The organism is Gemmatimonas groenlandica (genome assembly GCF_013004105.1).
In the GTDB taxonomy this organism is placed as follows: Bacteria; Gemmatimonadota; Gemmatimonadetes; order Gemmatimonadales; family Gemmatimonadaceae; genus Gemmatimonas; species Gemmatimonas groenlandica.
The window spans coordinates 2,824,851-2,845,753 of the sequence record NZ_CP053085.1 but is presented as its reverse complement, the minus strand read 5'-3'; the positions used below and the strand labels follow the sequence as shown (position 1 = coordinate 2,845,753).

Below are 20,903 nucleotides of genomic sequence, written 5' to 3'. Positions count from 1 at the left end.
CCTCCTTTGAAACTTCGTGACGTGCTGTACGCGCCGGGGTACATCATGCCGCACGTCAGTCGCTATCAGAGTACCGTGCGGCTCGCTGCTGAAAACCCCAGAGCAAGCGCGGCCGTTCCGCCGGAGGCCTCGACTGCGTCACAAAGTCCCCGCGGAACCCGCAATCGCTCGAGGCGGACGGCGATCGCTTCATAGCTGGCCTGCAACGACGGAGCACCGGTCAGTCGCGGCACATCATCGGCGCAGCGCAGAAACAGCATGCTGTCTTCAAGACCGGCCAGGCGCAGTAACGGTTCCACCTCTCGGCGCTGAGAATCACTGCGCAAGACAACCCGCACTCCGCGCGCCACTAGTGCCTGCAATCGGGCAAGGACCCCGTCGTGAAGTGGTACGCCGTGCGCCACGGTGGCTGCCCACGCGTGCTGCGCTCGCAACGCGATGATGTCGTGCAATGTGACATCGTGCTGAATGCGATCGTGCTGCAACGCCGGTACTGATGCTAGGGCCGACGCCATGCTCTCGGAGAACGTGCGCCCGGGCACCAGCGGCAGCAATGTGGTCCGTAACGCGTCGGCGTCGATGGCCACACCTGTTGCCGCGCACTCGAGCACCATCGCGTCGGCGAGCGCCCTCGCCCGCAGTGGTAGCGTATCTGCGATGATGCCGTCGAATGCCACGATCGTGACCCGACCGACACCGGCGACAGTCATGGTCGGTGCTCGTACGACGCGTCGAGCAGTTCGATGGGATGCACGACACGCGCGCGCGACTTGCTGCGCAGCAGGCCGGCACCGATCTGCATCATGCACCCGGGGTTTCCGGTGGCCACCCAGTCGGCACCACTCTCGGCGATGCGTGCCAGCTTCGGTGCGAGTACCGCGTCGGAGGTATCCGGCTCGACGAGGTTATAGATGCCAGCCGATCCGCAACATTGATCGGCGTCTTCGAGTGGAATGAGCGCGAGTCCAGGAATCGCACGCAACACTGTCAGTGGGGGCGACACCACGCGCTGGGCGTGCATCTGGTGACAGGGCGGATCATGCGTCACGCGCAGTGCCACCGATGCGGTGCCGGCGATGGGTCCCACGGTGGCCAGCAACTCCGAGATGTCGCGTGTGCGCGCGCTGACGCGCTCGGCCCGTGCGGCCCACGCGGGATCGTCGTGCAGCAGATGCCCGTACTGCTTGAGCATCGCGCCACAGCCAGCGGAGTTGACGGCGATGACATCGGTGCCCGACTGCTCGAAGGCGGCCACGTTGATGCGAGCCAGCGCGCGTGCACTCTCGAGATCGCCGGCATGCGCATGTAAGGCGCCGCAACAGCCCTGTGCGCGCGTGTGCTGCAATTGAAACCCGTTGTGCGTGAGCACCCGATCGGTCGCGTCGTTCACATGCGAAAACAAGCCTGACATCACGCAGCCGGTGAGGCAGGTCGCCGTGACCGCCGGTGTCGATGGCGGCGTGACGGACGTGCGGCTCGATGTCGTGCGTACAGCGCTCGACCGCAAGTTGGCCGGTGTGGTGGACGCAATCATCGCCATGGGGAACGCGAGCCGTGCCGGCAGGATCTGCGCGAGCAGCTGCGGCAACCGCGTGGCGCGGAACAGTCGTGCGCCAAGCAACGCGGTGCGGAGCAGCACCGGATGCTTGAATACGGCAAGCACGGCGCGGGCCACGAACGGCACGCCGCGCACTGGGGCCATGGTGGCGCGCGTGGCTTCGAGCAAATCGCCGTACGGGACACCCGAAGGACAGGCAGTCTCGCAGGCCCGACAGCCCAGGCAGCGATCGATGTGCTGCGCGGTCGTGGGATCGTCGAGCGCGATGTCGCCTTCGAGCATGCGACGCATGAGCACGAGCCGCCCGCGCGGCGAATCGTTCTCGTCTTCGAGATTCACATACGTGGGACAGGCTTGCAGGCAGAAGCCGCAATGCACGCAGGCATCGAGTCCTTTGCTGGCCAGGGCCAACGGCGTGCCGGGTAGCGCACACGAAGGCGGAGTCGACGCGCCAGACGTCACGCCGCTCATCGAACGTAGGGTTTAGGCGTGAACGTGGCTCGTCTGCGATTCAGGACGCCATGCGGATCGAAGGCGCGCTTGATTGGCGCGTGGACATGTGAGGTGTCGTGGCGGGGAGGTGCTCCTTGTTCCGCCACCAGCGAATAGTGCACGGGGGTGCGACCGAACTGCGTCTCAATTTGCTCTACCAGCACGTCATCTTCGTGTCCGGGGTCCGTAACCACGCGAACCGATCCACGCGACGGATTGTACAGCAGCGTGGCGTCGGGAAGGAGTTTGCGCACATGTTCGAGCATCGCATCCCCACCGGACAGCTCGGTGCGAATGCGTAGCACCAATGCGTGGTCCGGCACATGACGCAGCGCGGCGATCATCGGCACCTGCTCATGGGCGCTGCTGGTGTCGGAGGGCCCGACCGTAAACGCATTGCGCACGCCGTACGACTGCATGATGCCGCGCAACGCCGACGCGCGCGCACCATTGCCGGTGCAACGGGCAAAGAGTTGCGCCGGTTCATCGGGCGCGAGTCGCACCAACATCGGCAACGGGGCACGGTTCGCGATGAGACGCGGTACCCAATCCCACGGTGACCCGTCCAGCGTGCCCGTGACCACATGATCCATACTTGGCTTCGCGTGCAACCGCAGGTTGACCTCGGTGATCACACCGAGCGTTCCGAACGCGCCCGTGTTGAGGCGCACGAGGTCAAAGCCTGCCACGTTCTTTACGACCTTGCCACCGACGCGCACGATATCTCCCGTTCCGGTGACGACGGTGAGGCCGAGCACGAGATCGCGGATGGCGAGGTCGTCGTACGCCAACGGTGCCGCTGTTGCCGTCGCGACTACGGCGCCGATGGTGGACCGCGGTGAGCCATACGGGGCGATGGCCAGCATCTGGCCGCTGACGGCGCACGTCGCCGAGAGCTCCTCCAGTGTCGTGCCCGCGTGCACACTGATCACGAGATCACCCGGGGTGTACTCGATCACGCCGCCGCGAGGCTTCACCACGGTGGCAGTGGCATCGTTCTCCACGGGGCCGCCGTGTAGCCACGTGCCGGAGCCGACCGCCCGGACCACTGTGGGGCTGGCGATCGCGCTGGCGATGGCATTGGAGATGTCGGACGTCTCCATTAGCCGCGGTGGCTACCGTGTGAGGTCACGAGGGAAGCTGTTTGGGGGCCAACGTGTGTGGGGCAGGCGGAATCACCGCTTCGAGGAGGCCCGCCGGAAGCACCGCTTCCGCTCGTCGAATACACGTTCGCCTCCAAATTGCTTCTGGTGTGATTACGCGCGTTCATCACCGTGGCCCCGGGATTGCTTCCGGTGTGATTACGCACGGTTGCCCCCGCGATGCCATTCTTTGCAACTGTGCACCGGCACCACCTTGCCGGGATTCGCGCGCCGGTCGGGATCGAAGACGTCGCGGATGGTGCACATGGCCGACAGTGATTCGGCGGTGAACAGGCTCTCCATGTACGGGAGCTTGTCGAGCCCGACGCCGTGTTCGCCGGTAATGGTGCCGCCGGCGGCGATGCAGGCGAGCATGATCTCCGACATCGCGGCGTGGACGCGCGCGGAGGCGTCGGCGTCGTTGGCGTCGTAGGGGATGTTGGGGTGGAGGTTGCCGTCGCCGGCATGAAACACGTTGCACACCTGCACGCCGTATCGCGTGGCGATTTCGTGAATCGTTTCGAGCACATCGGGCAATCGTGTGCGCGGCACGACGGCGTCCTGCACGACAAGCGATGGCGCGATACGGCCCATGGCGCCGAAGGCTTTCTTGCGTCCTTGCCAGAGACGAACGCGATCGGCTTCGGTGGAGGCCACCAGCACGTTGCGGGCGCCGGATTCCATGCAGCACTCGCGAATGATCGCCACGTCTTCGTCGAGTCCGTCGGCGATGCCATCGACTTCGCAGAGCAGGACGGCGGCGGCGTCGGTGGGGTAGCCGGCGGCGTAGATCGAGGCTTCGACGGCGCGAATGGTGGCGTTGTCCATCATCTCGAGCGCGGCAGGCACGATACCGGTGGCGACGATGCGTGACACCGCGCGCGCGGCGGCGTTGACGCTTGGGAAGTCGGCGAGCATCGTGTGCACGCTGTCGGGCAGCGGCACGAGTCGCACCGTGATTTCCGTCGCGACGCCGAAGCAGCCTTCACTGCCGACGAACAGGCCGAGCACGTCGTACTCATCGGACTCGCCGAAGGCCGAGCCCGCGCGAATGAAACGGCCGTCGGGAAGGACGACCAGACACTCGACGACATGATTGAGCGTGACGCCATACTTGAGACAGTGCGGTCCGCCGGCATTCTCGGCCACGTTGCCGCCGATCGTGCACACGCTCTGACTCGACGGATCGGGGGCGTACTGTAATCCATACGGCGCCACGGCGCGCGACAGTTTTGCGTTCACCACGCCAGGTTCGACCACGGCGATGCGATTTACCGGATCGACGCGGAGAATCTGTGTGAGACGATTGAGGCCGAGCAGCACGACATCATTGGCCAGTGCACCGCCGGAGAGTCCGGTACCGGCACCGCGCGGCACGAACGAGACACCGGCGGCGGCCAATGCCTTCACGACGGCCACGACTTCGCTCTGCGTGCCGGGAAAGACGGCGAGGTTGGGAAGCGCGCGATATCCCGGGAGCCCGTCGGCGTCATAGGCGACGAGTTCGGGCGCGCGGGATTTCACCCAGCGAGGGCCGACGATGGCGGAGAGCGTGGCGAGCAGGGCATCGCGCATGCCGAAAGATAGCGGCGCGGCGCGGCTGACGAACTCGTCGACTTATGCGCTGACGACGGTGGCGACGAGGGATTTCAGTGTCGAGAGCTCGAACGGCTTCTGCAACACGTGCGGGTGGATCGCCAGTGCGGTACCCGGGGCGGCGTCGGTGACGGCATCGCCGGTGGACAGGATCAGGCGAGCGGCGACGGCGGGACGTCGGTCCATGAGTGTGCGCAACAGCTCCTCTCCGGACACCAGAGGGAGGTGCAGATCGCAAATGACGAGGTCAACGCGGCTTTCGCTCGCATCGTCACTCGCCAGCAATTGAGTTATGGCGGTCTGGCCATCTCCGGCTTCGGAGACAGTCCAGTGTTGGCGCTCGAACCACCGCTTCAAGGCGAAGCGGATGCCTGGCTCGTCGTCAACGATCAGTACGCGAGGCAACAGCAGCTCCAGGAGAACCGGGAGAAAAAACAGGACGGGTGCTCGTAGGAATACGAACACCCGTCTGAAAAGCTACTACTACACCTGTTGGACCGACGATTCCGCGCTCTGCGTCCTAGATCAGGCGGCGCCCCAGAATCCAGAGAGGGCACGTCCATCGGGCGACTCGCGCAGCTTCTCGAATGCCCGTTCCCGAATCTGGCGGATCCGCTCGCGCGTGACACCCATGAGGGCACCGATGCGTTCGAGGGTCATGGCTTCGGCCCCTTCATCGAGTCCGTAATACAGATACAGGATTTTGCGTTCGCGCGGCGTGAGGTACTTCCTGAACACGCGATCGATGAACTCCCGCATGAGGCGGAAGTCGGTGCCTTCTTCGATGTCGGTGTGGGTCTCGCCGGCGAAGCGTTCGCCGAGGGTGGACGCCTCGCGATCCTGACGATCGATGGGGGCGTCGAGGGAGACTTCGGTGCTGGTGATCTGGCGGGCGTTGCGGATCTGCTCGATGGGCTCCTGGAGGAGCTTGGCCATTTCGGCATCAGTGGGCTCGCGATTGAGCACCTGATTGAGCACCATCTCGCCGCGGGCCATGCGGATGAGCTGGGAGTTCTGGTTGAGCGGGATACGGACGCTTCGCGTCTGCTCAGCCAGGGCCTTGAGGACGGCCTGACGGACCCACCACACGGCGTAGGAGATGAACTTGACGCCCTGATCGGGATCGAACTTGCGGACCGCCTTGAGGAGGCCCTCGTTGCCGATGGCGACGAGTTCGGAGAGATCGAGGCCGTGTCCTTGATACTTCTTCACGTAGCTGATGACGAACCGGAGGTTCGCAGTCACGAGGCGCTCGGCGGCGGCCTCATCTCCCTTTTGGGCGAGCCGAGCGAGCCTACGCTCTTCGGCGGCGTCCGTGATCAGGGGAAGCTTTTGTATGTCGTGAAGGTATTGATCGAAGGCGGTGGAAGGGGAGGAGCGGAAAAAGCCCTTGGAGCGGGCCTCGGTGGTCCTGGTCGCGGCAGCTGCCTGCATACGCCCTCGCCGAACATGTGCCTTATCGACCGGGTCCAGACGCGGCCCAGTCAGGGGGTGGGAACGCCACGATAATGGCGGGATACTGAGCGGTCAATGAAAATCTTTGCAGAGCGCGTAATTCCAGCATTTACGGGTCAGTTATAGGACGGTATCGCGACAGTGATCGGGTTGAATGTCACGTACGTGACGGTTGTCTCATGGTTGGGAAGGGAGCTGTGCTGTAAGGGTGTGGGATATCCACTACATAAACGCCCACGGCTCATGGCCCACGGCCCATGGCACAAAGCCCATAGCTCAAAGCCCATAGCTCAAACGTAGCCCCGTGAACAGGCTTTGGGCCGTGGGCCATGGGCCATGGGCCATGGGCTTAACTGAGCGCGGAGCGGACCTGCTCATCGCTAACCGCGACGGCCCATTTGCCGTCGGCGGTTTCCATTTCGCCGATGCCGCGGGGGAGGGAATAACGGGCGGATCCTGCGCGCGCCTTCTTGTCGCCATGGGTGGCGGCGATGACGTCGTCCAGACTGATGCCGGGGGGGAGGCGGGAGGGGAGACCGGCTCGCTCTACGGCGTCGGCGATGGCGACGGCGAGGCCGGCTCGGGCCAAGCCGATCGACTCGGCGATGCGGGCTTCGGCGACCATGCCCATCGCGACGGCGTCGCCGTGGAGGAGCTCGAAGTTGAGCACCCGCTCCACGGCATGGGCGATCGTGTGGCCGAAGTTCAGGATCTGGCGCAGACCGCCCTCGCGGCTGTCTTCCGCGACGACTTCGGCCTTGATGCGGACACTGCCCGTGATCAGTGTCGTGATCGTGGCGGCGAAGTCGGGGGCCTGGGCGCCGTGGTCACGGACGGCACCGGCGAAGCGGAGGACGGCGTCGAAGTAGGACGGGTCGGCGATGACGCCGTGCTTGATCATCTCGGCGAGTCCGCTGCGCAGCACGTCGGCGGGGAGCGTGACCAGCACCTCGGGGTCGATGACCACCGCCGACGGGTTATGAAAAGCGCCGACGAGGTTTTTGCCGAAGGGGGTGTCGACCGCGGTCTTGCCGCCAACCGACGCGTCGACCATGGCGAGCAACGTGGTCGGCACCTGAATGACGGGGAGCCCGCGCATAAAGGTGGACGCCACGAATCCGGCGAGGTCGCCGATGACTCCACCGCCCACGGCGATGACCGTGGTATCGCGCCCGGCCCCCCACTCGAGCAGGGCGTCGGTCAGTTCGGCCCATCGGTCCCGCGTCTTCTCCTGCTCACCGGGAGGAATGGTGAACAGCCGCGTGCTGTCGGCCGGAAACTGGGCCGCGATGGATTCGCCGTGCAGGCGCCCGACGACGGTGTCGCTGATGACCGCGACGCGATGCGATGGGGCGGCGAGGCGCGCGATCTCCCCGATGGCGTGCCGCGCGCCGGCCCGGGCATACACCGGGTACGGCAGCGGCAGGTCGAGTGCGTTGGGGCGCGCGCCTGCCACTACCAAGTCACCTCGCCCGCTCCGGCGCGCTTGTTGGCGACCCGAGCTAGCATGAACAGGAGATCGGACAGGCGGTTGAGATACACCACCACCATGGCCGGCAGTTCGATATCGGCGGCGAGATGCACCACGCGACGCTCGGCCCGACGGCACACGGTGCGCGCCACATGCAGCGCCGCCGCCTTCGGCGTCCCTCCGGGAATGATGAAGCTGCGCAGCGGCTCCAGTTCCGCTTCACAGGCATCGATGGCCCGCTCGAGCTCCTCGATCCGCTGCTCGTCGATGCGCGCCTTGGAGAGCTGCTCCTTCATCTTCTCATGATCGGGCGTCGCCAACAGCGCGCCGATGGCGAAGAGATCGCGCTGTACGGGCACGAGCACTTCGTCGATGCGCGGCATCATATCGATCGATCGCGCCAGACCGAGTGAGGCATTGAGTTCGTCCACGTCGCCGTACGCTTCGACGCGGGGATGGTCCTTGCCGACCTTGCCGCCACCAAAGAGGGCGGTCGCGCCCTCGTCACCTGCTCGGGTGTAGATCTTCATCCCGAAAAACTAAACGGTGAGTCTTGCGTTTTGGGTAAAAGTTTGGCGTCGTGGGTTTGGACTCCCGACTCGAAACTTCGACTCACTACTCCATACTCACTTTGGTTAGCTTTTCGGAATGACGTCCCATCCCATTCGCGACCTTACCATCATCGGCGGCGGCCCCACGGGTCTGTTCGCCTTGTTCTATGCCGGCATGCGCGGCGCGTCGGCGCAGATCGTCGATGCGCTCCCCGAGCTTGGCGGCCAGCTCACGGCCCTCTACCCGGAGAAATACATCTTCGACGTGGCGGGCTACCCGCGGGTGCTGGCGAAAGATCTGGTCCGGAATCTCACGGAGCAGGCGAAGCAGTTTCACCAGGAGACGGGCATCCCGTCGCACCTGGGTCAGCGCGTGGCCGGCCTCGAGGAAGAGGACGGGCACTTCGTGCTGGTCACGGAAACGGACCGTTTCCCGACGCGCGCGGTGGTGATCGCCGCCGGCATCGGCGCCTTCAGCCCGCGCAAACTGCCGCAGGCGTTCGCCGCCGAGTGGTACGGTCGCGGGGTCGACGCGCTGGTGTCAACGCCGGAATCGTATCGCGATCGCGATGTCCTCATCATCGGCGGTGGTGACTCGGCGTTCGATTGGTGTGCGCAGTTGCGCGACAAGGCGAAGTCGGTCACGCTGGTGCATCGCAGCGACCGCTTCCGCGCGCACGCGGCCACGGTATCGGAAGTGCAGGCGGCCGCCGCCGCGAACGATGGCAAGGTGGCAGTGCACACGTTCCACGAGATCGACGCGATCTTCGGTTCGGAACGCATCACCGGCGTGCGACTGAAGGACGTGAAGACGAAAGCAACGCGCGAGATCGCCTGCGACGCGGTGCTCCCGATGCTCGGCTACGTGTCCGACCTCGGCACGCTACTGGAGTGGGGCCTCGACATCGAGAAGGACGAGATCAAGGTGTCCACGTCGATGGAAACGGGCCGAGACGGTGTCTACGCGGCCGGTGACATCACGACCTACGCCGGTAAGCTCAAACTGATCGCGTCGGGCTTCTCCGAAGCGGCGATCGCGGTGAATCAGGCTGTGCACTGGATCTATCCCGACAAGAAAGTCGCGCCGGGGCACTCGTCGAATCTGGCGGTGTTCGGGCAGAAGGACGACTGAGTGCTTTTGGCGAGCCTCGTGGGTCGTTGATGGATCGCTGGTTCACGCGAAGCTCGCGAAGGGCCGCGAAGGTACGCGAAGAAAGGCCCCTTTGCTGTTCTTCGCGAATCTTCGCGGCCCTCCGCGCTCTTCGCGTGAACCTACGGGCTATCCAAGCACAGGGCGCCGTCAGCAACGCGGCCCCTCACCCGACCTACGCCCGCACCCGCGGATCGGCTTTCTGGTACGCGAGATCCGTGACCAAGTTCACCAGCACGAACACGACCGACAGAAACAGCACCGCGCCCTGTACGGCCGGCAGGTCGCGTCGTGAGATCGCCATGACGACGTAGCGGCCGATGCCCGGCCAGCTGAAGATCGTTTCGGTGAGGATGCTGCCTGTGAGGTAGGCGCCGAAGTCGAGGCCGATCACGGTGATCACCGGGATGAGCGCATTGCGTAGCGCGTGGCGGATGATCACGCCGGATTCGGTCAGTCCTTTCGCGCGGGCCGTGCGCACGAAGTCGGCGCCCAGCACCTCCAGCATGGATGATCGCGTGACGCGGGCGAGGTAGGCGATGGAGCGCGAGCCCAGCGCCAGCGCCGGGAGGATCAGAAACTCGATCCGTCCGTAACCTGACGCCGGTAGCCAGCGGAGGGTGACGGCGAACAGGACGATCAGCAGCAGGCCGATCCAGTACACGGGGAAGGAAATCCCGAGATACGTCGTGGCGAGCGCGAGTCGGTCGAACCAGCCGTTGGGGCGCACGGCGGCGAGCACACCGATGGTGACGCCGCTGATCGTGGCCAGCAGCATGGCCGCCGTGGCCAGCAGTAGCGTGCGCGGAAAGCGCTCGGCGATGTCGCTGATGATCGGGCGATTGGTCACGTACGACCGGCCCAGATCGCCCTGAAGGACGCCGCTCGCATAATGGAAGAACTGCGCCGGGAGCGGATCGTCGAGGCGGAGTTCGGCGCGGAGCCGTGCAATCGTGGCCGGGTCGGCGCGTTCCCCGACCATGGCCTGCACCGGATCCCCGGGGGCGACATAGAGCAGGAGGAACACAACGACCAGCACCCCCGCCAGCGTGGGCAAGGAGAGCAGGAGGCGGCGGGCGAGCAGCGACAGCATGTCAGCAACATTAATCCCCGCGGGAGTCTGGCCGATACTCTAGACCAATGCCCGGCACTGCCAACTGGGACAGGCCGATTCCTTCTTGCGTCAGATTTATGCTCTTTCGCCGCTCCACTTCAGAACGCGCTGTCACTGCCGCCCCGCCGCCCGTGGCGTCCGAAGAGTCCTCCGCCGAGGCCTTCGACATCGCGCCGTTGCTCGACGCGTTCGGCCAGGTGCTGTCGGCCTACGCCCAGGGAAGCTTCGATCTGCCCGACGTCTCGTCGAGTGAAACGGGCGAGGAGCTGGAGAAGTGGCGTCGTCACACGGTGCTCGGCATTCCGCTCACGCAGACCGGCGGTCTCCCGTCGCTGAGCGCGGCGCAGCGCGACTACCGTGGTGCCGCCCGCGCCCTCACCGACCATCGTCGCCGCGAAAAGCGCTACGTGGAGTCGGCGCTCTCGGATCTGCGTGATGCGTTGTGGGCGTGCGTGGAGCGCGTGCACACGGTGGCGCAGGCGGATCTGCAGGCTGACGAGGCCACGTCGGTGCAGATCACGCGCGTGCAAACGGCCATTCACGGGATCGAGACTCGTGCCGTGAAAGACGAAGTGCTGCAGGCCATTTCGGCGATCACCGACATCGCGCGCTCACGCCGCGATACGCAGCAGGTCGCGTTCGGGATGCTGGCGGAACGCATCGACCAGCTGGGTTCGCAGCTCGAGGAAGCCAAACGCGAAAGTGAAACCGACCCCCTCACCGGTCTCGGCAACCGCAAGTGTTTCGAGCGCGCTGCCCATCGCGCCATTCATCTCCACACACTGAACAGGGCGCCGGTGTCACTGGTGTTGGTCGACCTCGATCACCTGAAACAGATCAACGACGGCTTCGGCCACTCCGCCGGCGATGCCACGCTGCAAGCGATCGCGGGCAGTCTGGCCAAAGTGTTTCTGCGCGAATCCGACGTGATCTGCCGCATCGGCGGCGACGAGTTCGTGGTGGTGCTGTCGAACACCGATATCAACGTGGCGGGCCGCCTCGCCGAGCGCGTCGTTGGACAAATCGCCGCAACACGAGCGCCGTTCGCGACCGACGCGCCGGCGCTGAGCGCCAGCGTGGGATACGCAGCGTACCACGGCAGCGAAGGAGCGGAAGCGTGGCTCGGCAGAGCAGATGCGGCGTTGTACCGGGCGAAACGGGACGGGAAAGGGAAAGCCGTTGGGGCGGAGTGAACTGCTAACAGCGCTAAGAATTAACTGCGCTAAAAGTGAACGGCGCTAAGAATCAACAGCGCTAAGAATCAACGGCGTGAACTGCTAACTGCGCTCGTTCTTCTTTCTCGCTTCGTCCTCCTCGATTCGGCGGATGAGGGACGCCAGCATTCTTGCGGTCACGAGTGCTTTCGAATCGCACAGGAAGTACGGCTTGGTCGGCAGTCTCGCCTCATTGCGTGCTCGCATGAGATGCGTGCGGGTTTCGTTGGCAGAACCCAAGGCGATACGCAACTGATTGAGGAACTGCGCGGTCGTTCCACGACCGGCGCCTTCTGACGTATTCGCGGCGATCGACCCGACTGAGCTGATGAGCTGCGCCCGCAACCCGGGCACGCGGTTGCACTCGCAATGGTCGAGGGAGTCGATCACGACGGTGCTGAGTTGGCACGCCGCGTCGTACACACGGAGGTCGAAGTGGTTGGGCATGCCGAACGGTAGTGCGCCCATGCCCAACCACCGTCACCAAAAGCCCGCGACCACGCACATCCCAACGCCGTTCGTAGCTTCGCCCTTAATTCTTAGCGCTGTTGACTCTTAGCGCTTCTGACTTTTAGCGCAGTTGACTCTTAGCGATGTTAGTCCTTCCCTATCGTAACCTTTTCCCATCGTTGCCCATTGAAAATCACCGGTACTTCAAACCCTTTCACCCAAGGTTGTACCGCGTACACCTCGTTGTAGAAAAACAGCGGGACCATGCCGACTTGCGCGTACCCTACCGAGTCCGCCGCCGCATACAACACCGCGCGCTTGGCCGCGTCGCTCTCGCGCCGTGACGCGTCGACCAATCGATCAAACGTAGCGTCGCTGAAGAACGACACGTTGCCGCCGGCGCCGCGGTTCGCGGTGTGCAGCAGCGGATAGAGGAAGTTTTCGGCGTCGGGGTAATCGGCGTACCAGTCTTTCACGACCAGGTCTGTCTGTCCGGCGCGGGCGGCGGCGCGCATGGAGCTGGCGTCGCGTTGCACGAGCTTGATGCGAACGCCCACCGTGGCGAGGTAGGCCTGAATCGCTTGCGCGAGGCGCGGCATCGGCGCGGTTTGTGAGCTCCACAATTCGAGGTCGATGCCTTTGGCGTAGCCGGCGTCGGCGAGCAGTTTGCGCGCCGCGAGGGTGTCGTACGCGTACGGCTGCCGCGCCTTGTCGAAGCCTTCGAGCGTGGGCGGGATCACGCCGGCGGCGATGGTGCCGCGGCCGGCGAGCAGCTGCGCGAGGAGGGTGGGGACGTCGATGGCATGGGCGATCGCCTGTCGTACGCGCACGTCTTTCAGCGGGCCGCGGGTGACGTTCACGCCCATGTACCACAAGCGCAGCGCGGGTGCGCTCACGAGCGTAGCCTTCTTGGTGTCGGTCTCTTCCCAGTCACGCGTCTGGTCTTCCGGCACATAGAGAATGTCGACCGTGCCGGCTTCGAACTCCGCGACGGCCGTGGAGGGCTCGGGGATGATGCGCGCGATCAAGGTGTCGATGGATGGGGCACCGCCGAAGTACGTGGCGTTGCGGGCGAACTTGAGGTAGTCGTCGTGCTTCCACTCCACGAGCTTCCACGGACCGGTGCCGATCGGGTGCTCGCTGAAGTCGGTGCCGACGGAGTCGGGCAGGATCGACGCCACGGGCATGGCGAGCAGCTTCGGGAAGATCGCGAACGGTTCGTCGAGTGTGATCACGACCGTCGTGTCGTTGGGCGTCTCGATGCCGAGTGCGGTGCCCGTGCCATCGGACTTGCCATCGGCGAAGGCGCGGGCGCCCTTGATCGGGTAGAGCGGCCACAGCGTGCCGCCTTTGGTGGCTGGGTCGAGCACGCGGCGGAACGACTGTGCGACGTGGCGTGCGAGCAACGGCGCGCCGTCGTGAAAGCGGACGTCGGTGCGCAGGTGGAAGGTGTACTGCAGCCCGTCTGGCGAGACGTCCCACGACCGCGCGATCGATGGCTGCACCTGACCGGCGGGGGTGAATTTGGTGAGGCCGTCGAAGAGGTACGCCACGGCACGGCCGCTGGGCACGTCGGTGGCTTTGGCGGGATCGAGCGAACGCGGATCATACCAATCGCGTGAGTCGATGAGCGCGTGACGGTCGGGGGTCGCCTCGCCGGTGCGGCAGCCGGCCAGCGTGCTGGCCAGTGTGGTGCAGACCATCGTGCCGACCATGGCGCGCCGCGAGAGCCGCGAGCAGAACGAACGTGACGGGCGAATCGATGACATGTGCGGTTGACTGAGGGGCGATCCCACGTGAGCTTCAACGCTATAGAACGTGCGACCTCTCGTCCATCTCCTCTTCGCGCTCGCAACACTTTCGGTCGCGCGTCCGGCCGCCGCCCAGGATCTTTCCTGCGATCGCGGCGACCGTGAAGTGCGTGCGCTCAGATTCGCCGGAAATCGCGAATATGCGGCGGTTGCCCTCGCGGCCACAGTGGCCACGACCCCGTCGTCCTTTGCCGGCTTGCCCGTCATCGGCGAGCGGCGCTGCCTCGACCCCGTGGAGATCTCGCGGGATGTGCAGCGACTCGAGACCCTGTATCGCCGGCGCGGCTTTCTCGATGTGAAGGTGGATACGACGGTCACCACGGTAAAGCCTGGTGTGATCGAGATCACGTTCACGATTCGCGAAGGCGAGCCGATGCGCATCACGTCGCTCGCGCTGCGGGGGCTGGAGATCAACCCCGATGTGCGCGACGCGGCTCAAGATTTTCCGCTTGCCGTTGGTGGCGTGTTCGATCGCGGGGCGCTGGAAGCGGGTCGGGACACGCTCGTACGACGACTGCGCAATAAGGGCTGGCCGCAGGCTGAGGCGTTGGTGGCGTATACCACGAACACCGTGTTGCGCACGGCTGATGTCGAAGTCTCGGTGGTGCCGGGTGTGCGAGCCAAGCTCGGTCGTATCGCGCTCGAGGTAGATGCCGGCGACGACAATCGGCGCGTCTCCGATGCCACGGTCCGTCGCGCGATGGCGCTCAAGACGGGTGATTGGTATTCGGCGCGCGCGATCATCGATGCACAGCGCAATCTCTATCAGACCGACGCCTTTCAGCGGGTCGATCTGCAGCCCGACAGCATCCAACCGACGGGCGACTCGATCGTCAACCTCGTAGTGCGCCTGGTGGAGGGCGATCGTTGGGCGGCGCGCGGTGGACTGGGCTGGGCCACCCTCGATTGCTTCCGCATGCAGGGCTCGCTCACCGATCGTGACTTCCTGCCTTTCGCCCAGCGTCTCGAACTGACCGGACGCGTGAGCAAGATCGGCATCGGTGATCCGCTCGATGGCGCGCCGAATCTGTGTCAGGGACAGGCGCGCAGCGATCCGTACAGCCGCACGTTGAACTACTACACGTCGATGACCGTGCGACAGCCGGTGCGCGCCAATCAAGCCCGCGTGCCGTCGCTCACGCTGTTCAGCTCCACGCTCTCCGAGTACAAGGCGTTCCTGCGTCGCACGCCGATCGGTGGGGCGCTGTCGGTGACCGACCCGTTCCCGATTGCCCGCGTGCCGAGCACGCTGAGCTACCAGGTGGAGCTGGGTCGAACCGAGGCGGAGCCCGCGTTCTTCTGCGCGGTGTTCAATGCCTGCGACAACGAATCGCGCACGTTTCTGCAGCGCAACAATCGTTTGGCCGCACTGGAGTACTCGATCGTGCGCGAACGCGCGAACGACTTGTTGCGCCCCACCGGGGGCAGTACGGTTCGGTTGAACGTGCGTCATGCGAGTACGCTGATCGGCTCCGATCGTTCTCAGCAGTTCAATCGCGGCACCGGTGATGTGTCGTGGTATCGCAAGTTGCGCGGTGGCGCCACGCTGGTGACGCATTTGCGCGGCGGCGTGGTGTACGGTGGTGGTACGACCCCGCGAACGGGCGGATTCATTCCGCCGCAGGAGCGGTTGTACGCGGGCGGTCCGACCACGGTCCGTGGCTTCCGGCAGAATGAACTCGGGCCGGCGGTGTACATCGTGAGCCGCTACGACACGGACACCATCAACGGACAAATCTTTTACCGCGCCGACTCCAACTCGGTCACCGAGCGCGTGGTGCCGACCGGTGGCAATACGCTCATCGTCGGCAATCTCGAAGCGCAGTTCCCGAGCCCGATCGCGCCGAGGCTGCTGCAGATTGCCGTATTCGCCGACGCCGGCAAGCTGTGGAATCGTGGCACGACCTCTCGGGCCGCGTCGCTGAGCGATGAAGGGCCGTCGGTGAAGATCACGCCGGGCATGGGCATTCGCATCGCGTCGCCATTCGGCGCGATTCGCGTGGATCTGGGTTACAACGGCTATCGCCTGCCGGCGGGTGCGGCGTACTACAACGCGCCGCTGCAAGCGGGTGTGGCGCCGCTGTACTGCGTGAGCCCCGGCAACGGGCTGTCGGTGAGTGCTTCCGGCACGAACGGCGCGCCGCCGGAGCAGGAGGCGGGCGGCTGCCCCAACAGCTTCCGCCCCACGCGGGGCGACGGGTTCCTGCGGCGCCTCAATCCGAGTATCTGGATCGGGCAGGCGTTTTGATGCGCGACGGCGATGTCGAGGAGGTCGGGCAGACTCCGACCCGCGGTAAGAGCCGTATCCGGCGACGGACCGTGGTACTGGCGACAGCGGCGGTCTTGCTCACGATCGTCGCGCTGGTTGTAGGTGGCGTGGCGGTACTCACGCAGACCGATCGTGGTCGTGCGGCCATCATGCGCGTCGTGGTGCCCACGATATCGGCCATCATTCCGGGCAAGCTGTACGTGGGCAGGGTGAGCGGCACGCTGTTCACCGATATCACGATCGACTCGATCGATATCCGTAGTGCCGACGGCACGCCGTTCCTGAGCAGCGGTCCCATACGCGCCAGCTACGATCCGCGCGACCTGCTCGATCGGCGCATCGTGATCAAGTCGCTCGAGATCACGCGCCCGTCGATCACGATGATCGACTACGGCAACGACGACTGGAATTGGAAGCGGGCGTTGCGGCGAAAGGGCGTATTGGCGTCGAATAAGCGGAGCCGTTTCGGCGAGTACATCGTGATCGACACGACCACGATTCGCGAAGGCACGTTCACGGCGCGATTGCCATGGGTGTTGTCCGACACGCTCAAAGGTGCCAAGCGCGACAGCGCGCTCACCTTCAATCTCACGCGACTCGACGGCGAAGTGCGCCGCGACGGCAACCGTTTCGTGCGGGTGTATCGCTTCGTGCGTGGCGGTCTTGCGCTGGGCCGCTCGCGCATCGCCGATCCTGATTCGGCGGGCCTGAAGCTGGACATGCAGAAGATGGACGTCGTGTGGATCTATCCGCCGTTCTGGTTCCGCAACATGAAGAGCACCGTGCGCAAAGTCGCCGATTCCCTCTGGATGGACGACGTGAGTTTCAACCTGGCCAACTCCGGCGCCCATGGTAGCGCCAAAGTGGTGTGGGGCAGTGGCCTGCCGGTGCGCTACGACGTGAAGCTCAAGGGCGACAGCGTGGCGATGGCCGACATGTCGTGGATCGACGAGACGCTGCCGTGGAGTGGCGGTGGCAGCACCTTCATCACGATCAAGAATGACCCGAAGAATCTCGCGATCCTCGAGTACGGTCTTCGCGACATGGATGCCCGCGCGCTGAAATCGCGGCTGAAAGGCAACATGACGTTCGCCGTGGGCGGTCCGGTGCTCAAGATAAACGATGTCGATCTCGAACTGTTGCCGGCCAACACGGCGCTGTTGCGCTGGTTCAACGGCGAGCCGTTCCCGTACGACTGGCAGGGCAACGTCACGGGCCGGGTGCGGGCGCGCGGCGGGCCCGTCACCAACTGGCAGCTCGACGACGCGCAGCTCAGCTTCGCCGACGCGCACGTGCCCGGTGCAGTCTCGCGCGCCCGCGTGCGAGGCATCGTGGACATCTTCACGCCCGCCGAAGCGATTCTGAAGGGCGTCGATCTCGAATTGCAGCAGCTCGACATGCGCACGCCGCGCTTCGTGAATCCGCTCTTCCCCGAGCTGAATGGCTTCGCGCGCGGTACCATGCGCCTCGATTCCCTCTGGTATGACGCCTTCTTCTCCAAGGCCGACATCGAACATGTGGACGGCCCGGGTCAGCCGTCACGCTTCACGGGCGACGGCCATTTCACGCTGCTCACCGAAGGCGTGAAGTTCGATATCGACATGCAGGCCGTGCCGCTGTCGTACACCACGATGTCGCGCTCGTATCCGTCGCTGCCACTGCGTGGATCGGCGGTGGGTCGCATCAAGGCGGCGGGCATGGCCGAGAAGTTCGAGGTGCAGACGACGCTCGCTGGTGAAGGCGGCGAACTGTCGTTCACCGGCAGCGCCGACGCGCTCGAGCCCGAGATGGGTGCCACCGGGCAGTGGCGTCTGCGCGGCGGTAATCTGCAGAATCTGCTCGGCGACAGCCGGTTTCCGATCACGTCACTCTCCATGCTCGGTACCGTCGACATGAGCGCATCCACCATCGAAACGCTGCGTGGGTCGTTGCGCGCGACGGTGGACCAGTTCTCGCGCGTGGCCGATGCGCGGCTGTTTGGTGGCATGGCGGTGGTGCACTTCGACTCCGGGCATGTCCGCGCCGACACACTCGCGATCGAGAGTTCGGCCGTGCGACTCACCGCGCAGGGCGGCCTCGGGATCACCAAGGCCCGGCGCGATTCGCTCTCGATTTCGATGGTCGTCGACTCGCTCGGTGGACTGCGGCCATGGCTGTCACCCACCGACTCCACCAAGCGTGCCCTCGTGCTGGCCGGCGACACGCTGCGCGGTTCGATCGAACTGTCCGGACAGCTTTCCGGCTCGATCGATACGACCGATTCGCGCGGACTGGATCTCCGCCTGCGCGGCGATGCCCGCGATGTGGTCGTGGCCACCTCGCGCACACAGCGCGCATCAGTCGACCTTGCCGTACGTGATGTGTTGCGCGGAGCGAACGGGTCCCTCTCCGCCACGCTGGATTCCGCGAACTTTGCCGGCATCGACATCGCCTCGGCGGCGGGGCAATCCACCCTCCGCGGCGGATTGGCCGAACGCTTCGGGGTGCAGATGCGCACGTCGTCGGAATCGCGCGTCGCCATCGCCGGTGGCGTGGCGCGGAACGGCGACTCCAGTGTCGTGACCGTCGACACCCTCACGCTGCGCGTGGACAGCGCGTCGGTGCGTCCGCGTGGCTTCGCGCTGGTGGCGCCGGCGATGCTGCGCTTCATGCCCGGCGCGAACGGCACGATCGGCTCGCTCGACTCACTGGTGCTGCAGCACACCGATACCGGCCGCATCGCGATTCGCGGAGGACTGGCGGCGGGCGGTGTCGTGAGCGGCCGGGTGGATGCGGATCGCGTCGCGCTCGCCGATATCGGTCGTCTGCTGCGCACCTCAGGGCTCTCTCGCGGGACGGCGTCGGCCACGATCGCCTTGAGTGGTACGCGTGAACAGCCGCGTATCGATGGCACGGTCGACTTGCGTGATGCCGTCGCCGGTCGCGTGCGCTTCGGCGATCTCTTCGCCACGGCCCACTACGATTCGCTGCGCCTCAACGTCGAAGGCGCGCTGCGACTGAGTGGAAAGCCGGCACTGCAGGCCTCCGCCTCGTTGCCCCTCGATCTGGCGCTGTTCGGCAACCGCACGCGTCAGATCAACGAGCCGCTCACCGGTCGCATCGTCACCCAGCAAACCGATCTCACCCTGCTGGAGTCGGTGTTCCCCGATGTCACGCGTGCCCGCGGATCGCTCTTCACCGACGTCGCGCTCACCGGCACATGGGATCGTCCGCGTCTGCGTGGTGAAGTGCGGCTCGACAGTGCCTCGCTGTCGCTCGACAATCTGGGGATCCGACTCGACAAGGCACGCGCCGACATCGGGTTGTTCGGCGACAGCATCCTGATTCGCCGGATTGGTGCCACGAGTGGCACGCCGCAGGACTCGATCGGGATCAGTGGCTCGATCGGAATTCGCGAGATCGCGAACCCGACGTTCAATCTGCGGCTGGCCGCCAACGAATTTCAGGCGATCGACAAGCCGCGCACCGCGTCGATCGTAATGACGACGACCACACCGATCACACTGACCGGATCGCGCGATGCCCCGCGCGTGCAGGGCGCGGTACGGATCGATCGCGGACGCGTCTACATTCGCGCGCTCGCGCAGCGTCGGGCCCTCGATCTCACCGACAATCTCGACATCATCGACACCACCCGCTTCGGCGTAAATGGCCTGCTGCCTTCGGCACCGCGCGCGATCATGCAGAATCTGCAGCTCGACAACGTGCGCGTGAGTATCGGCGACGATGTCTGGCTGCGCTCACCGGAAGCGAATCTCAAACTGGGCGGCGGGCTGCGCGTGACGCGTGCGCTCTCGCGCGACGGTCAGGTGCCGCGGCTCGCGCTGGCCGACTCGCTGACGGTGGATCGCGGCACCTACCAGCTGAACCTCGGCATCGCCCGACCCGGCTTCGAAGTCGAACGCGGACTCGTGCGCTTCTTCGGTGACCCGGATCTCGAGCCCGCGCTCGACATCACCGCGCTGCATACGATCCGCGAGACGCGACCGAACTCGAACCGGCAGGACGTTCGTATTCGCGTGAACATCGCGGGCACGATCGACCGTCCCTCGCTGGCGTTGTCCAGTGCCGACAACCCGCCGCTCCCTGAGAGCGACATGTTGAGCTACCTCGTGACCGGAGAGCCAGCGTACGCGTTGTTGGGCACGCCGTACGCCGAACAGGGCGCCACCCTCGCCTTGCGCCTGGCGGGCAGCTACCTGTCGAGCCGGTTGGCTGGTGGTCGGTTCGACGTGGTTCAGGTCGAGCCGACCGCGCTCAATCCTGGCGATGCCGCCAATCTCCGCGAGAATGGCCTGGGCATCCTCGCCTCGACCCGGGTTGGCGTGGGCGGTCAAATCGCCCGAAATACATACTTCACCTTCAGTACGGGGCTGTGCGGACTGTCCAGCCAGACCTCGGGTGGCGGCGACGCCTTGTCGCTGTTTGCCCAGGGGCTCGGGGTGAAGGTGGAGCGGCGCTTCGACGGTGGCCTCAGCGTCGCGCTCGGTCTCGAGCCGGGTTCCAGCGCCCAGGCCTGTGGACGACTAGGGATAAGCCGCACCTTCCAGCAGACGCCGCCGCAGATCGGCATCGACTTTTTCAGAAGCTGGACCTTCTGAGTTCTGGCAAACGGGGCAGTATCTTGTTT

General features: G+C 65.2%; 15 protein-coding genes. 4 read left to right on the top strand and 11 right to left on the bottom strand.

Annotated elements, in window-relative coordinates:
• Window positions 1-65: 65 nt before the first annotated feature.
• From HKW67_RS12020 to HKW67_RS11985, 8 genes are all read right to left on the bottom strand, one after another.
• Window positions 66-710 carry an HAD family hydrolase gene (locus HKW67_RS12020; protein WP_171225614.1) on the bottom strand — a complete coding sequence of 215 codons (645 nt, stop codon included), beginning with the start codon at window positions 708-710 and terminating at the stop codon, window positions 66-68.
• Window positions 707-2,020: a (Fe-S)-binding protein gene (locus tag HKW67_RS12015; RefSeq protein ID WP_171225613.1), complete on the bottom strand. Its 1,314-nt coding sequence runs from the start codon at window positions 2,018-2,020 to the stop codon at window positions 707-709. Before HKW67_RS12015 ends, HKW67_RS12020 begins: the two co-directional genes overlap by 4 nt.
• A 5-nt stretch (window positions 2,021-2,025) precedes the next feature.
• Entirely contained in the window at window positions 2,026-3,153 is a 1,128-nt protein-coding gene (locus HKW67_RS12010) for an FAD-binding oxidoreductase (RefSeq protein ID WP_171225612.1), read from the bottom strand.
• 198 nt (window positions 3,154-3,351) lie between these two features.
• Window positions 3,352-4,767 carry an FAD-linked oxidase C-terminal domain-containing protein gene (locus HKW67_RS12005; protein ID WP_171225611.1) on the bottom strand — a complete coding sequence of 472 codons (1,416 nt, stop codon included), beginning with the start codon at window positions 4,765-4,767 and terminating at the stop codon, window positions 3,352-3,354.
• Between the two features lie 42 nt (window positions 4,768-4,809).
• Window positions 4,810-5,193: a response regulator gene (locus HKW67_RS12000; protein WP_171225610.1), complete on the bottom strand. Its 384-nt coding sequence runs from the start codon at window positions 5,191-5,193 to the stop codon at window positions 4,810-4,812.
• A gap of 120 nt (window positions 5,194-5,313) precedes the next feature.
• Window positions 5,314-6,222, bottom strand: a complete 909-nt coding sequence (locus HKW67_RS11995) for a sigma-70 family RNA polymerase sigma factor (protein WP_171225609.1) — start codon at window positions 6,220-6,222, stop codon at window positions 5,314-5,316.
• Window positions 6,223-6,592: 370 nt separating this feature from the next.
• Window positions 6,593-7,699: a 3-dehydroquinate synthase gene (gene aroB / locus HKW67_RS11990; RefSeq protein ID WP_171225608.1), complete on the bottom strand. Its 1,107-nt coding sequence runs from the start codon at window positions 7,697-7,699 to the stop codon at window positions 6,593-6,595.
• Window positions 7,699-8,244, bottom strand: coding sequence for a cob(I)yrinic acid a,c-diamide adenosyltransferase (locus HKW67_RS11985; RefSeq protein ID WP_171225607.1), 546 nt, complete (start codon window positions 8,242-8,244; stop codon window positions 7,699-7,701). Before HKW67_RS11985 ends, aroB begins: the two co-directional genes overlap by 1 nt.
• Window positions 8,245-8,362: 118 nt before the next feature.
• Between HKW67_RS11985 and HKW67_RS11980 the strand changes: the two genes are divergently transcribed.
• Window positions 8,363-9,397, top strand: a complete 1,035-nt coding sequence (locus HKW67_RS11980; protein ID WP_171225606.1) for an NAD(P)/FAD-dependent oxidoreductase — start codon at window positions 8,363-8,365, stop codon at window positions 9,395-9,397.
• Window positions 9,398-9,590: 193 nt separating this feature from the next.
• Here HKW67_RS11980 and HKW67_RS11975 read toward each other — a convergent pair whose 3' ends face one another.
• Window positions 9,591-10,508, bottom strand: coding sequence for an ABC transporter permease (locus tag HKW67_RS11975; RefSeq protein WP_171225605.1), 918 nt, complete (start codon window positions 10,506-10,508; stop codon window positions 9,591-9,593).
• Window positions 10,509-10,660: 152 nt separating this feature from the next.
• On the opposite strand from HKW67_RS11975, the gene HKW67_RS11970 reads away from it, so the two are divergent.
• Window positions 10,661-11,722: a GGDEF domain-containing protein gene (locus tag HKW67_RS11970; RefSeq protein WP_171225604.1), complete on the top strand. Its 1,062-nt coding sequence runs from the start codon at window positions 10,661-10,663 to the stop codon at window positions 11,720-11,722.
• 84 nt (window positions 11,723-11,806) lie between these two features.
• On the opposite strand, the gene HKW67_RS11965 is transcribed toward HKW67_RS11970, so the two are convergent.
• A complete protein-coding gene (locus HKW67_RS11965; protein WP_171225603.1) occupies window positions 11,807-12,211 on the bottom strand; it encodes a four helix bundle protein in 405 nt (134 codons plus the stop codon).
• 128 nt (window positions 12,212-12,339) lie between these two features.
• Window positions 12,340-13,962 carry an ABC transporter substrate-binding protein gene (locus tag HKW67_RS11960; RefSeq protein WP_171225602.1) on the bottom strand — a complete coding sequence of 541 codons (1,623 nt, stop codon included), beginning with the start codon at window positions 13,960-13,962 and terminating at the stop codon, window positions 12,340-12,342.
• 49 nt (window positions 13,963-14,011) lie between these two features.
• Here HKW67_RS11960 and HKW67_RS11955 point away from each other — a divergent pair, with 49 nt between their 5' ends.
• The gene (locus HKW67_RS11955; protein WP_171225601.1) at window positions 14,012-16,252 is read left to right on the top strand and encodes a BamA/OMP85 family outer membrane protein; all 2,241 of its coding nucleotides are present in this window, start codon (window positions 14,012-14,014) and stop codon (window positions 16,250-16,252) included.
• The gene (locus tag HKW67_RS11950; protein ID WP_171225600.1) at window positions 16,252-20,874 is read left to right on the top strand and encodes a translocation/assembly module TamB domain-containing protein; all 4,623 of its coding nucleotides are present in this window, start codon (window positions 16,252-16,254) and stop codon (window positions 20,872-20,874) included. Before HKW67_RS11955 ends, HKW67_RS11950 begins: the two co-directional genes overlap by 1 nt.
• Window positions 20,875-20,903 lie beyond the last annotated feature (29 nt).